Here is a 17,301-nt window from a genome sequence, read left to right on the forward strand (position 1 = left end):
TTAGATGAAAATAGCGATAGCACACGATTACTTAATCCAAATGGGCGGAGCGGAAAGGGTAGTAGAGGTATTCCACGATATGTATCCGGAGGCTCCTATCTTCACAACGGTGTTCAGCGACGACCGCCTGTCGCGTAACTTGAAAGATGCGGATATTAGAGCCACTTGGCTACAAAAAGTCCCAGGAGTGAAGGCCAACTTCAAAGGAGTGCTGCCGCTATATCCCATCGCTATCCGTGATTTTGATTTTAGGGATTTCGATATTGTTTTAAGCTCCAGCAGTGCATTTATGAAAAGCATCCAGGTACCCAAACATACGTTTCACATTTGTTATTGTCACACACCGATGCGGTTTGCCTGGGATTACGATACATATATGGCCCGGCAGTCCAAATCCAACCTGCTCAAAAACATGCTAAAGCTGTACATGAACCGGTTGAAAACATGGGATGCCAAAACTTCGCGCAACGTAGACCAGTTTGTCGCCAACTCTTCGGTTGTTAAAAGAAGAATTTTGCACTATTACCAAAGGGATTCGGATGTCATTTTCCCACCTATTAATACATCCCGTTTTAAACGCGCTACAAACATCGGTGACTATTACCTGATCGTATCCCGATTGGTGTCCTACAAGCGCATCGATCTCGCGATCGAAGCATTCAAACGTAACGGTCTCAAGCTGCGCATTGTGGGTGAAGGACCAGATCGTAAACGACTCGAAGGTATGGCTGCCCCGAACATTGAGTTCCTCGGCAGGCTTGAGGACGAAGAGGTTAACAAGCTGATGGCAGAATGCCGAGCGCTCGTTTTTCCGGGCGAAGAGGACTTCGGTATTACGCCTTTGGAGGCGAATGCGGCCGGACGGCCTGTCATCGCTTTTCAGGGTGGGGGAGCGCTGGATACGATTGTTCCTCATGTGAACGGCGTATTTTTCCGCAAGCATCAAGTAGAGGATGTGCTAGAGGCCGTCGCAAAGGTCGAGCAGCATGCATGGAATGTGGACGATATCATTACCCATGCCCGCAAATTTGATGAAGATAACTTCAAGGATCAACTGAAAAAGTATGTAGAACAAGCCTATGTGAACTTTCTAAAAGGAGGATGAACGGAATGAAGCTGGCTGTAATTGGTACTGGATACGTTGGGCTCGTCTCGGGTGTATGTTTTGCGCAAAAAGGTAATGAGGTGATTTGTGTCGATCTGGAGCAGTACAAAATCGACATGTTGAACCGGGCAGAATCTCCGATTTATGAACCGGGTATTGAGGAATTGATCGCGCTGAATCTGGAAGCAGGTCGATTGGAGTTTACTTCGGATTTGGCTGATGCGGTACGCCGCTCGGATATCGTCATTTTGGCGGTAGGTACGCCTTCTCTGGCTAACGGCGAGGCGAACTTGTCCTACATTGAACAGGCGGCTGCTGATGTTGGGAAAGCCATGAACGGGTATAAGATTATTATGACCAAGAGTACTGTACCTGTCGGAACGAACGAAAAGATTAAGGACGTATTGGCTCGTCACACGAGTTTGTCTTTCGATATCGTATCTGCGCCGGAGTTTCTGAGAGAAGGCTCAGCCATCAATGATACGCTTCATCCGGATCGCATCATTATTGGTTTGGACAATACTGGATTGCGTGAAACAATGGTCACTCTGCATCAGGTGTTCACGGATAAAATCTATGTGACGGATATCCGTAGTGCTGAAATGATCAAATACGCGTCAAATGCGTTCCTGGCAACTAAAATTTCGTTCATTAACGAAATCGCTAATATTTGCGAAAAGGTTGGCGCCGATGTAACCTGTGTGGCTGATGGCATGGGTATGGACAAACGGATCGGCTCCTCTTTCCTACAAGCAGGGATCGGGTATGGTGGCTCTTGCTTTCCAAAAGACACAAATGCGCTTATCCAAATTGCGGGTAATGTAGACTATGAATTTAAGTTGTTGAAATCGGTGGTCGAGGTGAATACCGACCAGCGCTTTATGATTGTATCCAAGCTGCGTGAATCGCTGGGTCAACTGAACGGTGTGTCGATTGGCATTTGGGGCCTCGCCTTCAAGCCAAATACAGACGACATCCGCGAAGCTCCAGCACTGGAAATCGTAGAAACACTCATTCAGGCAGGCGCAATTGTCAAACTGTATGATCCCATTGCGATGGATAAATTCAAGGAGCACGTGGATCACCCGAATATTGTGTGGTGCTCATCCCCACAGCAAGCCGCCGAAGGTAGCGACGCTGTGTGCCTGTTGACCGATTGGGAAGAGTTCAAAAAGGTCGATCTCGTACAACTGGCCTCCCTTCTGCGCAAACCGGTTCTAATTGACGGTCGTAACGTATTCGCCGAGGAACAGATTCAAGGCTCCGGGCTGGAATACTATTCCGTGGGTCGTCCGCGGATGAGTGGGTGGAACAGAGATAAAGTGGAAGTTTAAAAAGTGACTGTGGTGGTGGGGGAGGCGCTGCGCGTGCAGATTGTTCTTCCGATTGCTGTTACCCCCGGATTTTCTTGATTGTGTAAAACATTCAAAGGTTAAAATCCGGGGGTAAAGGCAAACGCTGACGCTTCTTCAGAACAATTCTGCCCGCTCCGCTGCTTTCCGCCGTGGAGTCACAGTTTTAAACTCCCACCTTATGGGATGGGAGTAGGAAGGGCGTATCGGAAGGAGCGGCGCGGTTGATGCCGCTCCTTCCGATCAAAGCGCCTCGCGGCTGGGCCGAGCGCGTGAGCGCTAACAGGCTGACCGGACTTAATAATGTCCGGTCGCGCCTTTTGCAATAAACGGTATGATCGGCATGATGCATTTTTGAGTAGCGCAGGGGTGGATTTGAATCTGGAGAAGCGATAGCTTTCGCCTTTGGACCGGGATTCAAACCTATATACGATTTTATATAATCGAATGAATCCCGGTCCAACAGCGATCGTAAGATCAAATCCAGCCCGTAGCGGACTACTCAACCCTGCCCCATCCGATCACCCATACATTATAGAGAGGAAGTGGAGAGTTATGAAGCTCGTACTTTTGTCTGGTGGTTCCGGTAAAAGATTATGGCCTTTGTCCAACGATTCCCGTTCCAAACAATTTTTGAAGGTACTGGAGAGCCCGGAGGGGACTTCGGAATCCATGGTACAGCGGGTATGGAGACAATTGGGAGACAACGGATTATCAGAATCCTCGTTTATTGCGACAGGGAGAGCACAGGTCGAAATGATCCAGAGTCAGGTTGGGCCGAATACGCGTATCATTGTTGAGCCAGAACGCAGAGACACCTTTCCTGCGATTGCGCTGACAGCGACTTATTTATATTCCATTGCAGGTGTTTCACCTGATGAAATTGTAGCTATATTGCCTGTAGATCCTTATGTTGAGGATGCTTTCTTCGCCTCCGTAGCCCAACTGGAACATACGCTTCAGGAGAGTGAAGGCAAGCTTGCATTAATCGGGGTTGTCCCTTCCTATCCTTCAGAGAAATATGGTTACATTATTCCGAAAAACGATGCCACCCAAGGTAGCACTGGCTACCGCGAAGTGAGCCATTTTCAAGAGAAACCCGACCGGGAGCAGGCGGAGCGTCTGATTGAACGCAATGCTCTATGGAACTGCGGGGTTTTTGCGTTCAAATTAAGTTATTTGCTGGATATCTTGGCATCCAAGGGATTGCCGCTGAATTATGAAGAAATGCAAAAGCAATACGCATCTCTGGAAAAAATCAGTTTTGACTATGAAGTAGTCGAGAAGGAAAAGGACATTGTAGTTCTTCCGTATGATGGTTTTTGGAAGGATTTAGGTACTTGGAATACGCTCACAGAAGAAATGTCTAATCAACAAGTGGGCAGAGGTGTAGTAACGGAGGATTGCGTCAATACGAGTCTTATTAACGAGTTGGACATTCCTGTGGCGATCATTGGAACGAATGATCTGATTGTAGCCGCTAGCCCGGATGGCATTCTTGTGACCAATAAGGCAGAAAGTCCTCGTATTAAAGAAGTGCTCAAGGCTCATGATCAGCGTCCAATGTATGAAGAACGTCGTTGGGGGCAGTATCGGGTTGTGGATTATGTCAAATATGACGAGGGTAACGAGGTATTGACCAAACGAATCCGCGTACGAAAAGGCAAAAATATCAGCTACCAGCTTCATTTCAAACGGAGTGAAATCTGGACCATTATTAGCGGTGAAGCGGAAATTATTTTGAATGAGAAGCTACACAAAGTAAAGGCTGGTGATGTAGTCCGCATTCCTGAAGGGACGAAGCATAGCATTTTGGCTGTGACCGATGTGGATTTTATTGAGGTGCAGACTGGCTCTGAATTGGTTGAAGAGGATATTGTCCGCTTTTGTATGGATTGGAATGAAATTTCCCGTCACCAATTTATCTCATAATTATTTTCGTAAAAACGAAAAAAAGACAAATTCATGAAAATTCATGGCCCAAACTGTCGAATTTGGGCGAAAACCTGTAAATTCATGAACATGACCTATTAAATTTTGGTAAAATAAAGTCGATACTTAGGGTAAGAAGGAATCCAAACTCCTTCCAACGATAAACGCAGCCCTGTCGAAAGGCAGGTACGCAAAGCTAAAGGGCCTTCCACAAGGATGGCAGCCTGGCTACCGAAAGGAAGAGCGAAAGTGAGATTCAATTTTATTCCTCTGTATCGACTGATACGTCATGTACTCCCCGTTGTTATACTTTTTTCATTGTTGCCCGTCGGTTTTGGTGATTCTCTGTCTGTGGCGAATGCCGCTTCATTACAACCTGTTAATTCGGACGCTTCTATTCAGGCCCGTGAACTATACAATTATTTACTCAACATCTCAGGGAAAAAAATAGTCACCGGTCAGCATGATTATTTGGAAAGTCCGGATGAATTAAGTAACAAGGTCCAAAAAATCAGTCAGGCATATGTAGGTGTACACGGCTATGAGATGGGAGCTATCTCTGGTCAATCTGACGCTACAGAAGCAGCGCAACGTAAAAATGTCGTCGATAGTGCTATCCGTTGGGACAGATCCGGTGGTATTGTGACGATGACTTTTCATGAAGCGCTACCAGGTAGGCCACTGACTTGGGCCAATGTACAGGCGAAAGTAAGTCAGACAGAGTTCAACAAATACGTGACCCCAGGTACTACGCAGTATAACCTCCTCATTGCCGATCTGGATAAGGTCGCTGTATCGTTAAAGCAGCTTCGTGATGCAGGGGTTCCGGTTTTGTGGAGACCTTACCACGAGATGAATGGCGACTGGTTCTGGTGGGGAAACAAAAATAATTTCAATCAGCTATGGAATATCATGTACGACCGTTTTACCAACACACATCAATTGAACAATCTGCTGTGGGTATGGAGTCCGAATGCGCCCAATTCGTATACTGTCCCGTACACCCCGAAATACCCGGGGGATGACAGAGTGGACATCTTGGCAGTAGATATTTACAACAATGATTTTAAGCAAAGTCATTACGAAGGTCTGCTTGGGCTGGCACGGAATAAGCCGATTGCCATTGGGGAGCACGGTGAGATGCCTAGTTCTGAGGTGTTGCAGGCTCAACCTAAATGGGTATATTCCATGACTTGGGGCAAGATGCTGACTGAGAATAACACAACAAATCAAATTCAGGATTATATGAATGATTCGAGGAGTTTGACGCGGGATGATGTGAAGAATGGATTGGAAACGATTCAACCACCTGGGACAGATATACCGACCTTACCGGACGAGGGACAAAGTGAGCCTATCCCGGCTCCGCCAGTAGTGATCGTTCCCCCAGCTCCGACTCCTCCTTCTGTTCCTGATGTGGTATATGTGAACGGGTTGCGTGGCGAATATTTTAACAATATGAATTTGAATGGAAGTCCTGTTTTGATCCGTACAGATAGCAAGCTGGACTACAACTGGCGTGCCAATGCAGCTGACCCTAAGGTGAATGCCGATCAGTTCTCGGTTCGCTGGACGGGTAAAATCAAACCGCAATATAGCGAGACCTATACGTTCACCACGATATCCGATGATGGTATCCGTGTATGGGTAGACGGCAAGTTGGTGATTGACAGCTGGTTCAAACAAAGCTGGACAGAGCGTAAAGGCAGTATGACTTTGGAAGCAGGCAAAATGGTAGATTTAAAAGTAGAATACTATGATGAAAAAGGCGACGCGATGGCACGTCTAATGTGGGAAAGTCAGCATGAAGCGAAAGCGGTGATTCCCGGAAACGCTTTGTTTCTTCCTTGATTAATACTCTTTCCCGGTCCAAAAATTTGAGGAGAGAGGGTCGATCATATGATAAAAAAATGGTTATCCCATAGGTATACAGTAGTTTTATCTGGACTACTAGCGATCGTAGCTATAGCGATGATCGCTTGGTTTATATACACGCCTTCAAGAAGCGCAGAATTGCAGACGGATAAAGTAGCAGCTGCCAGTCCAGTATGGAAGCTGGGGCAGAGGGATGACTCTTCAGCGGAATTCAAAGGTGTGGTCGGCAGGGATAATATCGACATTTCTACAGCAGCTGCCTCTACCGAATCATCTGCTAAAGGAGCAATGTCAGCGTTGTCGGTAGCAGAAGAGAGTACAACAGTTCCGGTATTGCTCAGCAGTGGAGATATTCCTCCCGGTTTGAATGCGTCCACGAACCCTGAACTGACACTCCAGTATAAGCTGAATCAGATTCCTCCCAATGGTATGATATTCCGTGTTCGGATTTTAGATGCGGGCAAAGCAGTCCCACAAATGGCTGTATTTTCAAATCAACAGCTGTCCGGTATTATTCAGATTGCCGGAGTATCCGGTACTGGGAGTGCTTATAATTTCAAAAACAACTACGAGCTGTATATACCCAAAGAGCAATTGCAAAGCGGTGTTAACGTACTCAAGCTAAAGACAGCGCGCTGCCTATACTGCTCCTCTGCAGAAGATAAAAATGTGTGGTGGACTTGGGATGACTTGAGCTTGGAGACGTTAGCTTCACCTGCGACCGAACCGGTACACGGTAAATATATACTGACCGGAACAAATGTGAACAATAAAGAATTTTATTATGATCAGGGTGCAGTTAAGCATTTACCATACGTTCTCAAATGGCTGGGAATTGCTTATAGTGGCAATGTCATGAGGGTCACCTGTGCCAGCAATGTGGGCAAGGCATGTACAGACGTGGATGATTACTATCAAACGTTAAAGCAGTATAATATGCAATCGTCTGCTTTGTATTTATATACAGGTGATATCAAGCTGCAAAAAGATGGTTCTCTGCCAGAAACGGCCAAGCAAAAGTTGCGCGATTATGTAAAAAAATACGGTTCTTATCTTCAATATTATGAAGTAGATAACGAACCTGGATTATTTAATCGCTCCAAGGCGGTAAATCTGGCTGTAGCTAAGTGGTTGAATACGGAAGGGAAGCAATTGGCACCGCATCTCAAAACGGTAGCGCCGGGTTGGGCCTACTGGCCGACGTACTCTACCAAGGCGTGCAAAAATCAAACCGGAGGTACGAAAAAATGCGGTGATCCGGATGGATGGGAGCGAGACCCGGCGCAGCGTAAACAGCTGGAGGAAGTCACTGATCTGACCAACGGACACGCCTACGGTGAATCGTATAATGAAGAGGGCGGGGGCAGCTTCATTCAAAATTTGAAAACCTTCGGCGGTTCGAGCGACGGACTGGCGAAGAAGATGCTGAACACGGAGTTCGGTACCAATGATACGCATCGAGATAATCCAGATTATGGGGCTAGTCAGCCACAAGCAGCCGCATTCGACCGGATTATGCGTTCACAAATTGGGTTTGCCGATATGTTTATCCAGCACGCTGCTTTTTATAAAGATTATACGCTGTTTAAAACAGGCTTCGATCTGCAAAGTCATAACCCGGCCAACACAGAAATTTATCCGTTCGGGCAGGGACAGGACACTCGTGTTAAGATCATGAGACGCTTGAGTCTAGCCTATGCCACCCATGGAAAACCTCTGACTTATACAGTGCTGAATCCAGAGGATACCAAGGATAAAATGGTGTATGTGCGTGCGGTGGATACGTCCAAGCTTAAACCGCTGGCAGGTAGCGGCGCTACTTCAAACAAATTGCTGGTGAATCTAGTGAATTTCGAATCCACCACGCAGACCGTTCGTGTACGGGTGACAATGCCGAATGCCGGTTTGTACACGGGTGAACGTTTTGGAGCGGGTTCCACTTACAGTCAGGCACAGCGTTCCATATCAGGGCTCAAGGCTTCTCCTGCCCTTGATTTTGAAGAAAAGCTGGGTCCTGGCGAAGCGGTACAATATATTTTGGAATTAAAAAGTACAGATCAGACCGCAGCTTCAGCTCCAACAGGGGTGAAGGCTGCCTCTGTTCAGGATGGGGCGGTAGAGATTAATTGGCTTCAGGCAGAAGGCGTATCTTCCTATGATGTGCTGCGTGCTGACGGAACCGACGGGGCCTATCAGGTGATTGCCTCGCAAGTAGCGGGAAGCACGTATACAGACCGCACGGTAAAAGCCGGAGGCCACTATGTCTACAAAGTCCGAGCGACCGGAGGTACTCAGGTTTCCCAGGCAGCCGAGGCCGCTTAATCAGATCGGAATGCATATAGGACCTTAGAGTTCGAATACCTAACATCATTTCGAAATAAAACAAAAAAGAACCTATCAGGAGAAAATAGGACCTGACAGGTTCTTTTTTGTTGGAAAATCGTTCTGATTTGCCAATACTTTACGTATAATGAAGAAAAAAATAAGAAAATCCTTTTTTATTCTCGTCATAAGACGACAACATTGCAGGTGTGTATTCATATATAATAGTTTTGTTCGTGACTATACATACAAGGTTTGTGGGAAATTTCTTTCCGGTGACCAAGAATAATAAAGTGAGGTTAGTGCTGAATGAACAAGGAGACAGAATTAGGGGGGAACAACCCTCTTTTTCAAAACAACGTACAGAAAGCAGACAAAGCTGCCATCCACTTGGACATCCGGGACATTTTGCTCCAATGTGGGTTCACGATGCCAGAATGGCTAGAAAGCGACGCGGATGGAACCACATACCGGAAGGACAAGCGCGTGTAAATTCCAACGGCTGGTCTTACTTGAGCGAGACGTGAAGCAGTCGGCCGCTTTCTTTATTCCATCATTCGTTCCATTCGGACAAATGCAATAAAACGTTTGGCTTCTTCCTCAGACAAGGTGCGTCCATCAATGGTCAGGTTGAAACGTTGCAGAATATCCTCATCGGACAGTTCAAGCTGGTCCACAAATTCCCTCACATCTGAATCCAATATTGCCGCCGGATGGCTCGTACGTCCCACCAAGTAGTCAATCGTTACCCCGAAAATATCAGCGAGCTTGGTCAGGATCTCGAAATCTGGCTTGCGCCTATTTTTTTCATAGTGAGAAAGAGCTGCCCGCGTAATTCCGAGGGATTGTGCTAGTTCCTCTTGTTTTAATCCCTTATGTTCTCGTAATTCAGCGATGCGGGTGCCATAATTCATCCGTTTTTCCTCCTGAAGGCAAGGTTAAGAAAGGTAAAAAAGCAAGTTTACGCTTGACAAGATACGTTTTGTATCATAAATTAGTTATGTGAGTTACATAACGTATCTTTATTTAATAGTTTTCACTGATGTCTTCGTTTATATACCCTAAGAGGCCACCGATGATGAGCATTTTGTGCTTATTCGCTGGCTAGACCTTCTATGCGCTATTATACAACATTTTACTATAGATTAGAGGGTCATGCACCGTTCTTTTCCCCGTTATGCAGAGGATCAGTACAAGCGTTATTGCATCGAAAACAAGTCAATCAGGGAGGACTGGTCTTGTGCAGTTGAAAGAGTACATCCGTTTGATCCGTAAAAGAATGTGGTTGATTGGTAGCATCGTACTGCTAGTATGTACTGTAGTGGGCATAAAAAATATGTATTTTACCCCGCAGATTTATGAAGCTACCGCAAAGCTCATTATCAACCAGACGCCACGACCGGATCGTGCAGGTGTCGTCGATTACAGTGTAGTTCAAACGAATATAGCCTTAACGAACTCCTATAAGCAAATTATGATCTCCTCGGCGATTATGGATCAGGTGGTCGCCAGCTTCCCCGATCTTAAGGTCACTCCGTCAGCATTGGCGCAAAAATTAAGAGTGAACACCGCAGGTGATTCACAGGTCATGGATGTAACAATCCGCGATTTATCGTATACGAAGGCTGTGAAAACCGTCAATGCGGTAGCCAAAGTATTCAAACGGCAAATCCCCTCTATCATGAAAATGGACAATGTCACCATCCTAAGCGAAGCCAGTCTGAATGATCCAGCAGTTCCCGTGAACAGTAATGCCACTATACAGATATTTATTGCTTTTGCCACCTCTTTATTGTTGGGAATAGGCTTGGCGTTTCTGCTGGAGGTACTGGATGATACATTTAAGAATGAAGAGGATATTGAAATAGAACTCGGTCTGCCTACCCTAGCCCTGATTACGAAAATGAAAAAAGAAGATAAACGCTCTGACAGCTCCACTACAACTCCTAAACAGGTAGGTGAAGGGCAATATGCCGCGATTAATCAATAATCAGCTCGTTACATCCCTACATGCTCAGTCTTCCGTTTCGGAGGAGTACCGCATGCTTCGCACTAACATCCAGTTTTCTTCTATAGACGAGCCGATTGAGGTTATGATGGTGGCGTCCGCTCAGGCGGGTGAAGGCAGAACGGTCACAATTAGCAATTTGGCTGTAACCTATGCGCAAGAGGGGAAAAAGGTGCTGATTATGGATATGGATCTGCGCCGTTCCTCCTTGCACCATATGTTTGGTTTGCGTAATCATACAGGGCTGACACGGGTGCTTGCCAATCAACAGGCATGGCAGGATGTGGTTCAAGAAACCGGGATTGACCATCTGCATGCAATTACAGCCGGACCGAACCCGCCCAATCCGTCCGAGATGCTCAGTTCCCGCAGAATGAATGCTCTGCTGGTTGAGCTGAAAGAACATTATGACGTGATCCTAATGGATACACCGCCGTTGCTGTCCTTTCCGGATGGCTTCATTATAAGCGCCATGTGTGACGGAGTCATTCTGGTGGTGCAGGCAGGGAAGGTCAAAAAGGATGTCGTCAAGAAAGCAAAAGCGAATTTGGAAAGAGTAAAGGCGCGCATTCTGGGCGTAGTACTTAATAATGTGAAGCGTTCGAATACCCGTGTCGAGCGGGGGATGGAGGAACGCAATCTGACATGAATAAAAAGGAGGAAAATGAGAGTATATAAAATTCTTTTAACAGTGTATAAATAATACTTATTAATAAGGAGCGAGGTGATGAGACGTGTCTTCTTCCCGCTCGAATGAGGTCGAAGTGCGGGGTGCGTCAGTGGATGTTTATTCGGTCGCTCATGGGCTTGAACGGCGGCAAGGATGGAACGTATACCCGTTCGTGAAGCGAAGCATGGACATTATATTGTCTTTCATTGGAATCATCGTGCTATGCCCGGTATTTCTGCTTGTCATTTTGCTGATTAAGCTGGAGGACCCCAAAGGAAGTGCAATATTTTATCAAGTACGTATTGGAAAAAATGAGCGGCCGTTTCGCATGATCAAATTTCGTTCCATGGTGTCTGATGCCGAAGCCAGATTATCTGCACTGCTGGTGGAAAATGAAATTGAGGGTGCGATGTTCAAAATGCGGGACGATCCCCGAATTACCCGTGTGGGTCGCTTTCTTCGCAGAACGAGCATCGACGAGTTGCCACAACTGTTCAATGTACTGCGTGGGCAGATGAGTCTGGTAGGACCCAGACCCCCATTGCCAAGAGAGGTCCATGATTACACAGTGAGGGATAAGCTGCGTCTGACGGTTACACCGGGCTGCACTGGTTTATGGCAGATCAGCGGCCGTAATCATCTAAGCTTTAACCAGATGGTAGAACTGGATTTGGAGTACATATCCAGACGCAGTTTCCGCACAGATATGATTATTATGCTGAAAACATTTCGTGTGCTGCTAGGCTCCAAGGATGCGTATTAAAGTCTTTCATTTTCACGAAGAAGGTAGGGGATAAGTATGGATCTTCATTCCAACATATATGTAGCAGGGCATCACGGACTGGTGGGTTCCGCTATTGTCCGAGCGCTTCAGGAAGAGGGTTACCGTCATATTATTACTCGCACAAGCCGTGAGCTGGATCTACGTAATAAAGAGGCAGTAGATCATTTTTTTGAAACAGAGCCTGTGGATTATGTATTTTTGGCAGCGGCCAAGGTTGGTGGGATTTTGGCGAATAACGAATATCCGGCTGATTTTATCCGTGACAATCTGCTTATACAAACAAATGTGATTGATGCGGCATACCGGGCAAATGTAAGTAAGCTATTATTCCTAGGTTCTACCTGTATCTATCCTAAATTTGCTCCGCAGCCGTTACGGGAAGAATATCTGCTCACGGGTGAACTGGAGCCTACTAATGAGGCCTATGCGATTGCTAAAATTGCCGGGATTAAAATGTGTCAGTCTTACAACCGTCAGTATGGAACCCGGTTTATTTCTGTGATGCCGACGAATTTATACGGTCCGGGCGACAATTTTGATCTCCAGACTTCTCATGTGTTGCCTGCGCTCATCCGCAAGTTTCATGAAGCCAAGCTGAATCAATCTCCGACTGTAGAAGTATGGGGTTCTGGTACGCCGCGGCGAGAATTTCTTCATTCTGATGATTTGGCTGAAGCCTGTCTATTCCTAATGAACAATTATGAGGGAAATGAAATTGTAAATATCGGCGTAGGTGAGGATATCTCCATTCGTGAGCTGGCTGAGCGAGTGAAGAATGTAGTCGGCTATGAGGGAGAAATTACCTTTAACACCTCCGCTCCTGATGGAACGCCGCGTAAGTTGGTAGATGTATCCCGAATTTCCGGGCTGGGCTGGTCGGCGCGTATTTCACTAGAAGAGGGATTAAAGTCTGTGTATCAGGCATTTCAAGGTCTGGATCTGGTTGAACAATAAAAAAACGGTGGGGGAATTGGAATGAAAAAAGCGCTGATCACAGGAATTACCGGGCAAGACGGGTCCTATCTGGCTGAATTGCTGCTATCCAAAGATTATGAGGTGTACGGGATGCGCAGACGAACCAGCACACCGAACTTTGAAAATGTAGCGCATATCCAGAATGACATCCACTGGCTTTCCGGTGATATGACCGATCTGGCTTCATTGATTGAAGCCGTTCGGCAGTCCGACCCGGATGAGGTCTACAACTTGGCTGCTCAATCCTTCGTAGCGGCCTCATGGCCGCAGCCGTTGGCTACAGGGCAGATTACAGCATTATCTGTCACCAATATGCTGGAGGCGGTTCGAATTGCCAAACCGGAAGCGCGCTTTTACCAAGCGTCAAGCAGCGAGATGTTTGGTAAGGTGCTGGAGACACCGCAGACAGAAACGACCCCGTTCTACCCACGTAGTCCCTACGGTGTTGCCAAAGTGTACGGCCATTGGATTACAGTGAACTATCGTGAAAGCTTTGATATGTTTGCTTGCTCTGGCATTCTGTTCAATCACGAATCCCCACGTCGAGGATTGGAATTTGTAACGCGTAAAGTGTCGGATGCGGTAGCTCGTATCAAGCTGGGGTTGCAGCAAGAGCTGCGCATGGGAAATTTGGATTCACTGCGAGACTGGGGTTTTGCAGGGGATTATGTAAAGGCGATGTGGCTGATGCTTCAGCAGGATCAACCGGATGATTACGTCATTTCCACGGGAGAAATGCATTCTGTGCGTGAACTGCTGCAAATTGCCTTTTCCCATGTAGGTTTAAATTATGAGGATTACGTCGTGATCGATCCTCAATTTGTCCGTCCGGCAGAGGTAGATCTATTACTCGGCGATTGTGCCAAGGCGAAAGAAAAGCTGGGCTGGCGATTGGAAGTAGGCTTCGAGCAGCTCATTCGTATGATGGTGGATACAGACTTGGAGCGGGTAAAAAGGCAGGCTGCAGTTGAAGCTTCTGTCGTCGTGTAAGAGATGGAGAGGCCATCCGCCTGAGCGGGGGGTCTCTTCGCTGTACGCAAGGTCATTTTTCAAGATGGAGTAAAACCTATGACATTAGTCGAAAAACGCGCCAAACCGCGCAGAAGTTTGCTGGTGAATACATCCTGGCTGTTCGGTGACAAAATGATTCGCATGGTGTTCGGCCTGGCAGTCAGCATCATCATGGCGAGAGTGTTGGGACCAGAGGAACTGGGAAAGTGGAATTATGCGGAATCCTTTTTCGGGATGTTTCTGATTTTTACGACCCTTGGCTTTGATTCTATATTAGTACGCGATCTTGTCAAAGACCCCAAGGATGAGCATGAGCTATTGGGTACGGCGGTTCTGTTGAAATTGTTAGGTACTCTGATAGCCATTGTACTGTCCTATTCCTTCATTTCACTACTCAGACCGGAAGACAGTTCGGTGCGGTTGATCAATCTGATCTTGGCTACGGCCTCGGTATTTCAATTGTTTGATATCATCGACTACTGGTTTCGTGCGCAGATGCTGTCCAAATACACGGTTGTTGCCAAGAATACCGCTTTTGTTCTCGGCTCCACTGTCAAAATCATTCTGTTGTTATCGGGTGTTCCGATATGGATGGTGGCGTTGTGTGCTCATGGAGAGTTTCTGTTGGGAAGCCTACTGCTGCTGTATTTCTTCCGTAAGGAAGGACGACGCGTGAACCAATGGACGTTCCGTTTAGCCACAGCTCGGCGAATCATGAATCACAGCTGGCCGCTTATACTGTCATCCTCCGCTGTATATGTACAGGCACGGATCGACCAAGTCATTATCGGTGAACTGCTGGGAAACGCTGCGGTTGGGCAATACTCCGTTGCACTCCGACTCATCGAAGTGTTGGGCTTCATTCCGGTCGTTCTGACAACGGCTTATGCTCCGGTGGTGACGCGTTCCAAGCAGAAAGGAAGCGACGAGTACAGACAGACATTGTCCAAGGTGTATCGGCTGATGTTTATATGCTTTCTTGTGACCTCGATACCTTTATTTTTTCTATCCCAATGGGTAGTGGTTGTGCTGTATGGGAGAGAATTTACCGAAGCAGGTTCGCTGTTGTCTCTATTCGCGATTCGTCTGTTTTTCACCAACTTCAGTGTTGCTAAAAGCTTGTTTATTACCAATGAAAATTTGTTCAGATACACGCTGCTGACCTCGGTGGTGGGGGCGGTCACGAATATCGCTTTCAATTACGCGCTAATCCCGTTGCTTGGTGTCCGAGGGTCGTTAGTGGCGACGATTTTGTCCTTTACGATATCTGTATTTCTATTAGATTTGTTGTTTAAGGAAGTTAAATCTAATTTGGGTTGGATGATGAAGTCCATCCTGACCTTCTGGCGTGTTCATATTACAGTACCGAAAGTTGGAGAGAACAATCATGATACCCATTAAACCGTTTGTTCGGCATGAGGAACAGTGCCCGCATTGTGGAGGTAAGGTACGTGGTGGAGAGGTGCTGTGGCAGGGAATCCATGTATGTGTCAGCACTGTGTGTGAGGGGTGCGGACGCGAGTATCTTGAGGACATGAGGGTCGGTCATGCCACGTATTCACCTTATCGTGTAGAAATGCCTGACTATATTCTGACCGGTGATGCGAAGTCGAGAAAATGGCTCGGAGAACCTTTGCGACAATCGTTGATGAATCCTTCCTATGACTTAGCAGTCGGCATGACCGTGCATAAAATGAAAGCTTCTACACGTGTAATCATCGTCAACACAATGGATTATTTGTATGGTCATGCTTTGCTCAAGCTGCTCAATGTGCAACGCGAATACGAGCAATCGCCGGACCTGGGCATCATCGTCATTGTGCAAAAGTCGCTGGAGTGGATGGTGCCAGCATATGTGTCTGAAATTTGGACGGTTGATGTGCCGTTCAGCAGGGCACGAAACTTTTATCCTGTACTACATCATCGGATGATTGAGGAACTGATGCGTTTTGATGAGGTGTATGTCAGCCCGGCGTATTCACATCCCAATCAGTTTGATATTGAGCAGTTTACAGGTGTCTCCCGTTATAACGAGGATCGTGAACCGGAGCCGCGCATTACCTTCGTATGGAGGGAAGACCGCTTGTGGAGCGGCAGCCATCATATCGCAAGAGCGGTACAGAAATTTCCGCAGCTCAAACGTGGGCTAAAACCGCTAATTTATCATCAGCGCAGTAAAATCATACGGCTGTTCCGCAGGCTGAGAGAAAGCTTCCCGGATCATCGCTTTACAGTCGCTGGACTTGGGCGTACCGGGAGCTTCCCGGCATGGATTTCTGATGAGCGTGTCACACGCTTCGACCGGGAAAGTGAGCTGCGGGTCTGCAAGGTATATGCAGCCAGCCGATTAGTGATCGGCATCCACGGCTCTAATATGCTGCTGCCCTCTGCGCATGCCGGTATGACCATTGATTTGATGCCCAAGGACCGATGGGGGAATTACGCTCAGGATATTTTATTTCACGAAACCGACCATCGGCTTACAGCCTACAAATACCGCTTTGTGCCGATGGAATCGAGTGTAACTCTAGTGGCAGATATGGCAGCTGCCCAGCTCAAAGGGGCAGATCATTTTAATATGCAGATGACGGAGGAGAGGCAACGGGAACATTCAAGTTGGAGGGGGGAGGCCGCTTCGGGACGGATTTGATCCTGGAGCGACTTTTGTGGATGGAAGTCCGCTGCGGGACGGATTTGATCTTCCGATCGCTGTTGACGAGGGATTCCCTAGATTGAATAGGCCCTGTAAAAGGGCGGAATCCCTCGTCAAAGGCGAACGCTGCCGCTTCTCCAGATTCAAATCCTTACCCTCCGCTACCCACCGCCGCCAAAAAGAATTTCCCCCAGCCTATTGGGTGGGGAAGGTAAAAGCCGCCTGGTGATAGCTTCGCCCTATCGCCTAGAACTTCTATGCCGGGCATGCATCCCGGCGTAATTAATGCTCTGTACAGTTCTCTGTCAGGGTGACAGGGTCCGGTGGATAACAATCTGGACAGGCGACAGTCTAGCCATAGTTAAGGCATCTTGGTCAGCTAGCGGTAGTAGTTCCATGTTGTTTTGTGAGCTTGCCATAACCGTACCAAGCTCACAAGCTGTTCGACGAGGTCAGCGCCCTGCATGCATTTGCTCGCGTATCCACGCAGCGAGGGCACTTCATACCCAGCATTCCCTTTTTTTAAATGGGGTGACTTTATGGACACGGTGGTCAGCAGCGGAGCGGTCCATTTGAATCTGAAGAAGCGCTAGCGTTCGCCTTTGCAGTGGGAT

General features: G+C 47.2%; 15 protein-coding genes and 1 riboswitch. Of the genes, 13 read left to right on the top strand and 2 right to left on the bottom strand.

Features of this window, described 5'->3' with window-relative positions:
* The first annotated feature begins 4 nt into the window (after positions 1 to 4).
* Together MLD56_RS06210 and MLD56_RS06215 are read left to right on the top strand one after the other, a co-directional pair.
* The gene (locus tag MLD56_RS06210) at positions 5 to 1,105 is read left to right on the top strand and encodes a glycosyltransferase (protein WP_029516199.1); all 1,101 of its coding nucleotides are present in this window, start codon (positions 5 to 7) and stop codon (positions 1,103 to 1,105) included.
* Positions 1,106 to 1,110: 5 nt separating this feature from the next.
* Positions 1,111 to 2,439, top strand: a complete 1,329-nt coding sequence (locus tag MLD56_RS06215) for a UDP-glucose dehydrogenase family protein (RefSeq protein WP_029516200.1) — start codon at positions 1,111 to 1,113, stop codon at positions 2,437 to 2,439.
* A gap of 197 nt (positions 2,440 to 2,636) precedes the next feature.
* On the opposite strand, the gene MLD56_RS06220 is transcribed toward MLD56_RS06215, so the two are convergent.
* The gene (locus tag MLD56_RS06220) at positions 2,637 to 2,963 is read right to left on the bottom strand and encodes a hypothetical protein (protein ID WP_152526688.1); all 327 of its coding nucleotides are present in this window, start codon (positions 2,961 to 2,963) and stop codon (positions 2,637 to 2,639) included.
* 49 nt (positions 2,964 to 3,012) lie between these two features.
* Here MLD56_RS06220 and MLD56_RS06225 point away from each other — a divergent pair, with 49 nt between their 5' ends.
* The 4 genes from MLD56_RS06225 to MLD56_RS06240 all read left to right on the top strand — a co-directional run bounded on the left by MLD56_RS06225 (position 3,013) and on the right by MLD56_RS06240 (position 9,078).
* Positions 3,013 to 4,389, top strand: coding sequence for a sugar phosphate nucleotidyltransferase (locus MLD56_RS06225; protein ID WP_029516201.1), 1,377 nt, complete (start codon positions 3,013 to 3,015; stop codon positions 4,387 to 4,389).
* Between the two features lie 155 nt (positions 4,390 to 4,544).
* Positions 4,545 to 4,625, top strand: a riboswitch (cyclic di-GMP riboswitch).
* 13 nt (positions 4,626 to 4,638) lie between these two features.
* Positions 4,639 to 6,240: a glycosyl hydrolase gene (locus MLD56_RS06230; RefSeq protein ID WP_029516202.1), complete on the top strand. Its 1,602-nt coding sequence runs from the start codon at positions 4,639 to 4,641 to the stop codon at positions 6,238 to 6,240.
* 48 nt (positions 6,241 to 6,288) lie between these two features.
* Complete coding sequence (locus tag MLD56_RS06235) at positions 6,289 to 8,586, top strand: PD-(D/E)XK nuclease family protein (RefSeq protein ID WP_029516203.1); 2,298 nt, start codon at positions 6,289 to 6,291, stop codon at positions 8,584 to 8,586.
* Between the two features lie 309 nt (positions 8,587 to 8,895).
* Entirely contained in the window at positions 8,896 to 9,078 is a 183-nt protein-coding gene (locus MLD56_RS06240; RefSeq protein ID WP_029516204.1) for a hypothetical protein, read from the top strand.
* Positions 9,079 to 9,131: 53 nt separating this feature from the next.
* On the opposite strand, the gene MLD56_RS06245 is transcribed toward MLD56_RS06240, so the two are convergent.
* Entirely contained in the window at positions 9,132 to 9,500 is a 369-nt protein-coding gene (locus MLD56_RS06245) for a helix-turn-helix domain-containing protein (protein ID WP_025720479.1), read from the bottom strand.
* Between the two features lie 326 nt (positions 9,501 to 9,826).
* Between MLD56_RS06245 and MLD56_RS06250 the strand changes: the two genes are divergently transcribed.
* The 7 genes from MLD56_RS06250 (at position 9,827) to MLD56_RS06280 (ending at position 16,684) form a co-directional block, all read left to right on the top strand.
* A complete protein-coding gene (locus MLD56_RS06250; RefSeq protein ID WP_029516205.1) occupies positions 9,827 to 10,576 on the top strand; it encodes a YveK family protein in 750 nt (249 codons plus the stop codon).
* Positions 10,557 to 11,243: a CpsD/CapB family tyrosine-protein kinase gene (locus MLD56_RS06255; protein WP_029516206.1), complete on the top strand. Its 687-nt coding sequence runs from the start codon at positions 10,557 to 10,559 to the stop codon at positions 11,241 to 11,243. The genes MLD56_RS06250 and MLD56_RS06255 overlap by 20 nt, the downstream gene beginning before the upstream one ends.
* 85 nt (positions 11,244 to 11,328) lie before the next feature.
* On the top strand, positions 11,329 to 12,027 hold the full coding sequence (locus MLD56_RS06260; RefSeq protein WP_029516207.1) for a sugar transferase: 699 nt from the start codon (positions 11,329 to 11,331) through the stop codon (positions 12,025 to 12,027).
* Positions 12,028 to 12,063: 36 nt separating this feature from the next.
* On the top strand, positions 12,064 to 13,002 hold the full coding sequence (gene fcl / locus MLD56_RS06265) for a GDP-L-fucose synthase (RefSeq protein WP_029516208.1): 939 nt from the start codon (positions 12,064 to 12,066) through the stop codon (positions 13,000 to 13,002).
* Between the two features lie 21 nt (positions 13,003 to 13,023).
* On the top strand, positions 13,024 to 14,013 hold the full coding sequence (gene gmd / locus MLD56_RS06270; protein ID WP_029516209.1) for a GDP-mannose 4,6-dehydratase: 990 nt from the start codon (positions 13,024 to 13,026) through the stop codon (positions 14,011 to 14,013).
* A gap of 78 nt (positions 14,014 to 14,091) precedes the next feature.
* The gene (locus MLD56_RS06275) at positions 14,092 to 15,435 is read left to right on the top strand and encodes a flippase (protein WP_029516210.1); all 1,344 of its coding nucleotides are present in this window, start codon (positions 14,092 to 14,094) and stop codon (positions 15,433 to 15,435) included.
* On the top strand, positions 15,422 to 16,684 hold the full coding sequence (locus MLD56_RS06280; RefSeq protein ID WP_029516211.1) for a hypothetical protein: 1,263 nt from the start codon (positions 15,422 to 15,424) through the stop codon (positions 16,682 to 16,684). Before MLD56_RS06275 ends, MLD56_RS06280 begins: the two co-directional genes overlap by 14 nt.
* The last annotated feature ends 617 nt before the right edge of the window (positions 16,685 to 17,301 follow it).

Origin of the sequence: Paenibacillus peoriae (assembly GCF_022531965.1) — a bacterium.
GTDB classification, from domain to species: domain Bacteria; phylum Bacillota; class Bacilli; order Paenibacillales; family Paenibacillaceae; genus Paenibacillus; species Paenibacillus polymyxa_D.

Bases quoted from the DNA above. Each gene is read 5' to 3' on its own strand.
- MLD56_RS06210 (WP_029516199.1), top strand. From the start codon at position 5: ATGAAAATAGCGATAGCACACGATTACTTAATCCAAATGGGCGGAGCG.
- MLD56_RS06215 (WP_029516200.1), top strand. From the start codon at position 1,111: ATGAAGCTGGCTGTAATTGGTACTGGATACGTTGGGCTCGTCTCGGGT.
- MLD56_RS06225 (WP_029516201.1), top strand. From the start codon at position 3,013: ATGAAGCTCGTACTTTTGTCTGGTGGTTCCGGTAAAAGATTATGGCCT.
- MLD56_RS06235 (WP_029516203.1), top strand. From the start codon at position 6,289: ATGATAAAAAAATGGTTATCCCATAGGTATACAGTAGTTTTATCTGGA.
- MLD56_RS06240 (WP_029516204.1), top strand. From the start codon at position 8,896: ATGAACAAGGAGACAGAATTAGGGGGGAACAACCCTCTTTTTCAAAAC.
- MLD56_RS06245 (WP_025720479.1), bottom strand. From the start codon at position 9,500: ATGAATTATGGCACCCGCATCGCTGAATTACGAGAACATAAGGGATTA.
- MLD56_RS06255 (WP_029516206.1), top strand. From the start codon at position 10,557: ATGCCGCGATTAATCAATAATCAGCTCGTTACATCCCTACATGCTCAG.
- fcl (WP_029516208.1), top strand. From the start codon at position 12,064: ATGGATCTTCATTCCAACATATATGTAGCAGGGCATCACGGACTGGTG.
- gmd (WP_029516209.1), top strand. From the start codon at position 13,024: ATGAAAAAAGCGCTGATCACAGGAATTACCGGGCAAGACGGGTCCTAT.
- MLD56_RS06275 (WP_029516210.1), top strand. From the start codon at position 14,092: ATGACATTAGTCGAAAAACGCGCCAAACCGCGCAGAAGTTTGCTGGTG.
- MLD56_RS06280 (WP_029516211.1), top strand. From the start codon at position 15,422: ATGATACCCATTAAACCGTTTGTTCGGCATGAGGAACAGTGCCCGCAT.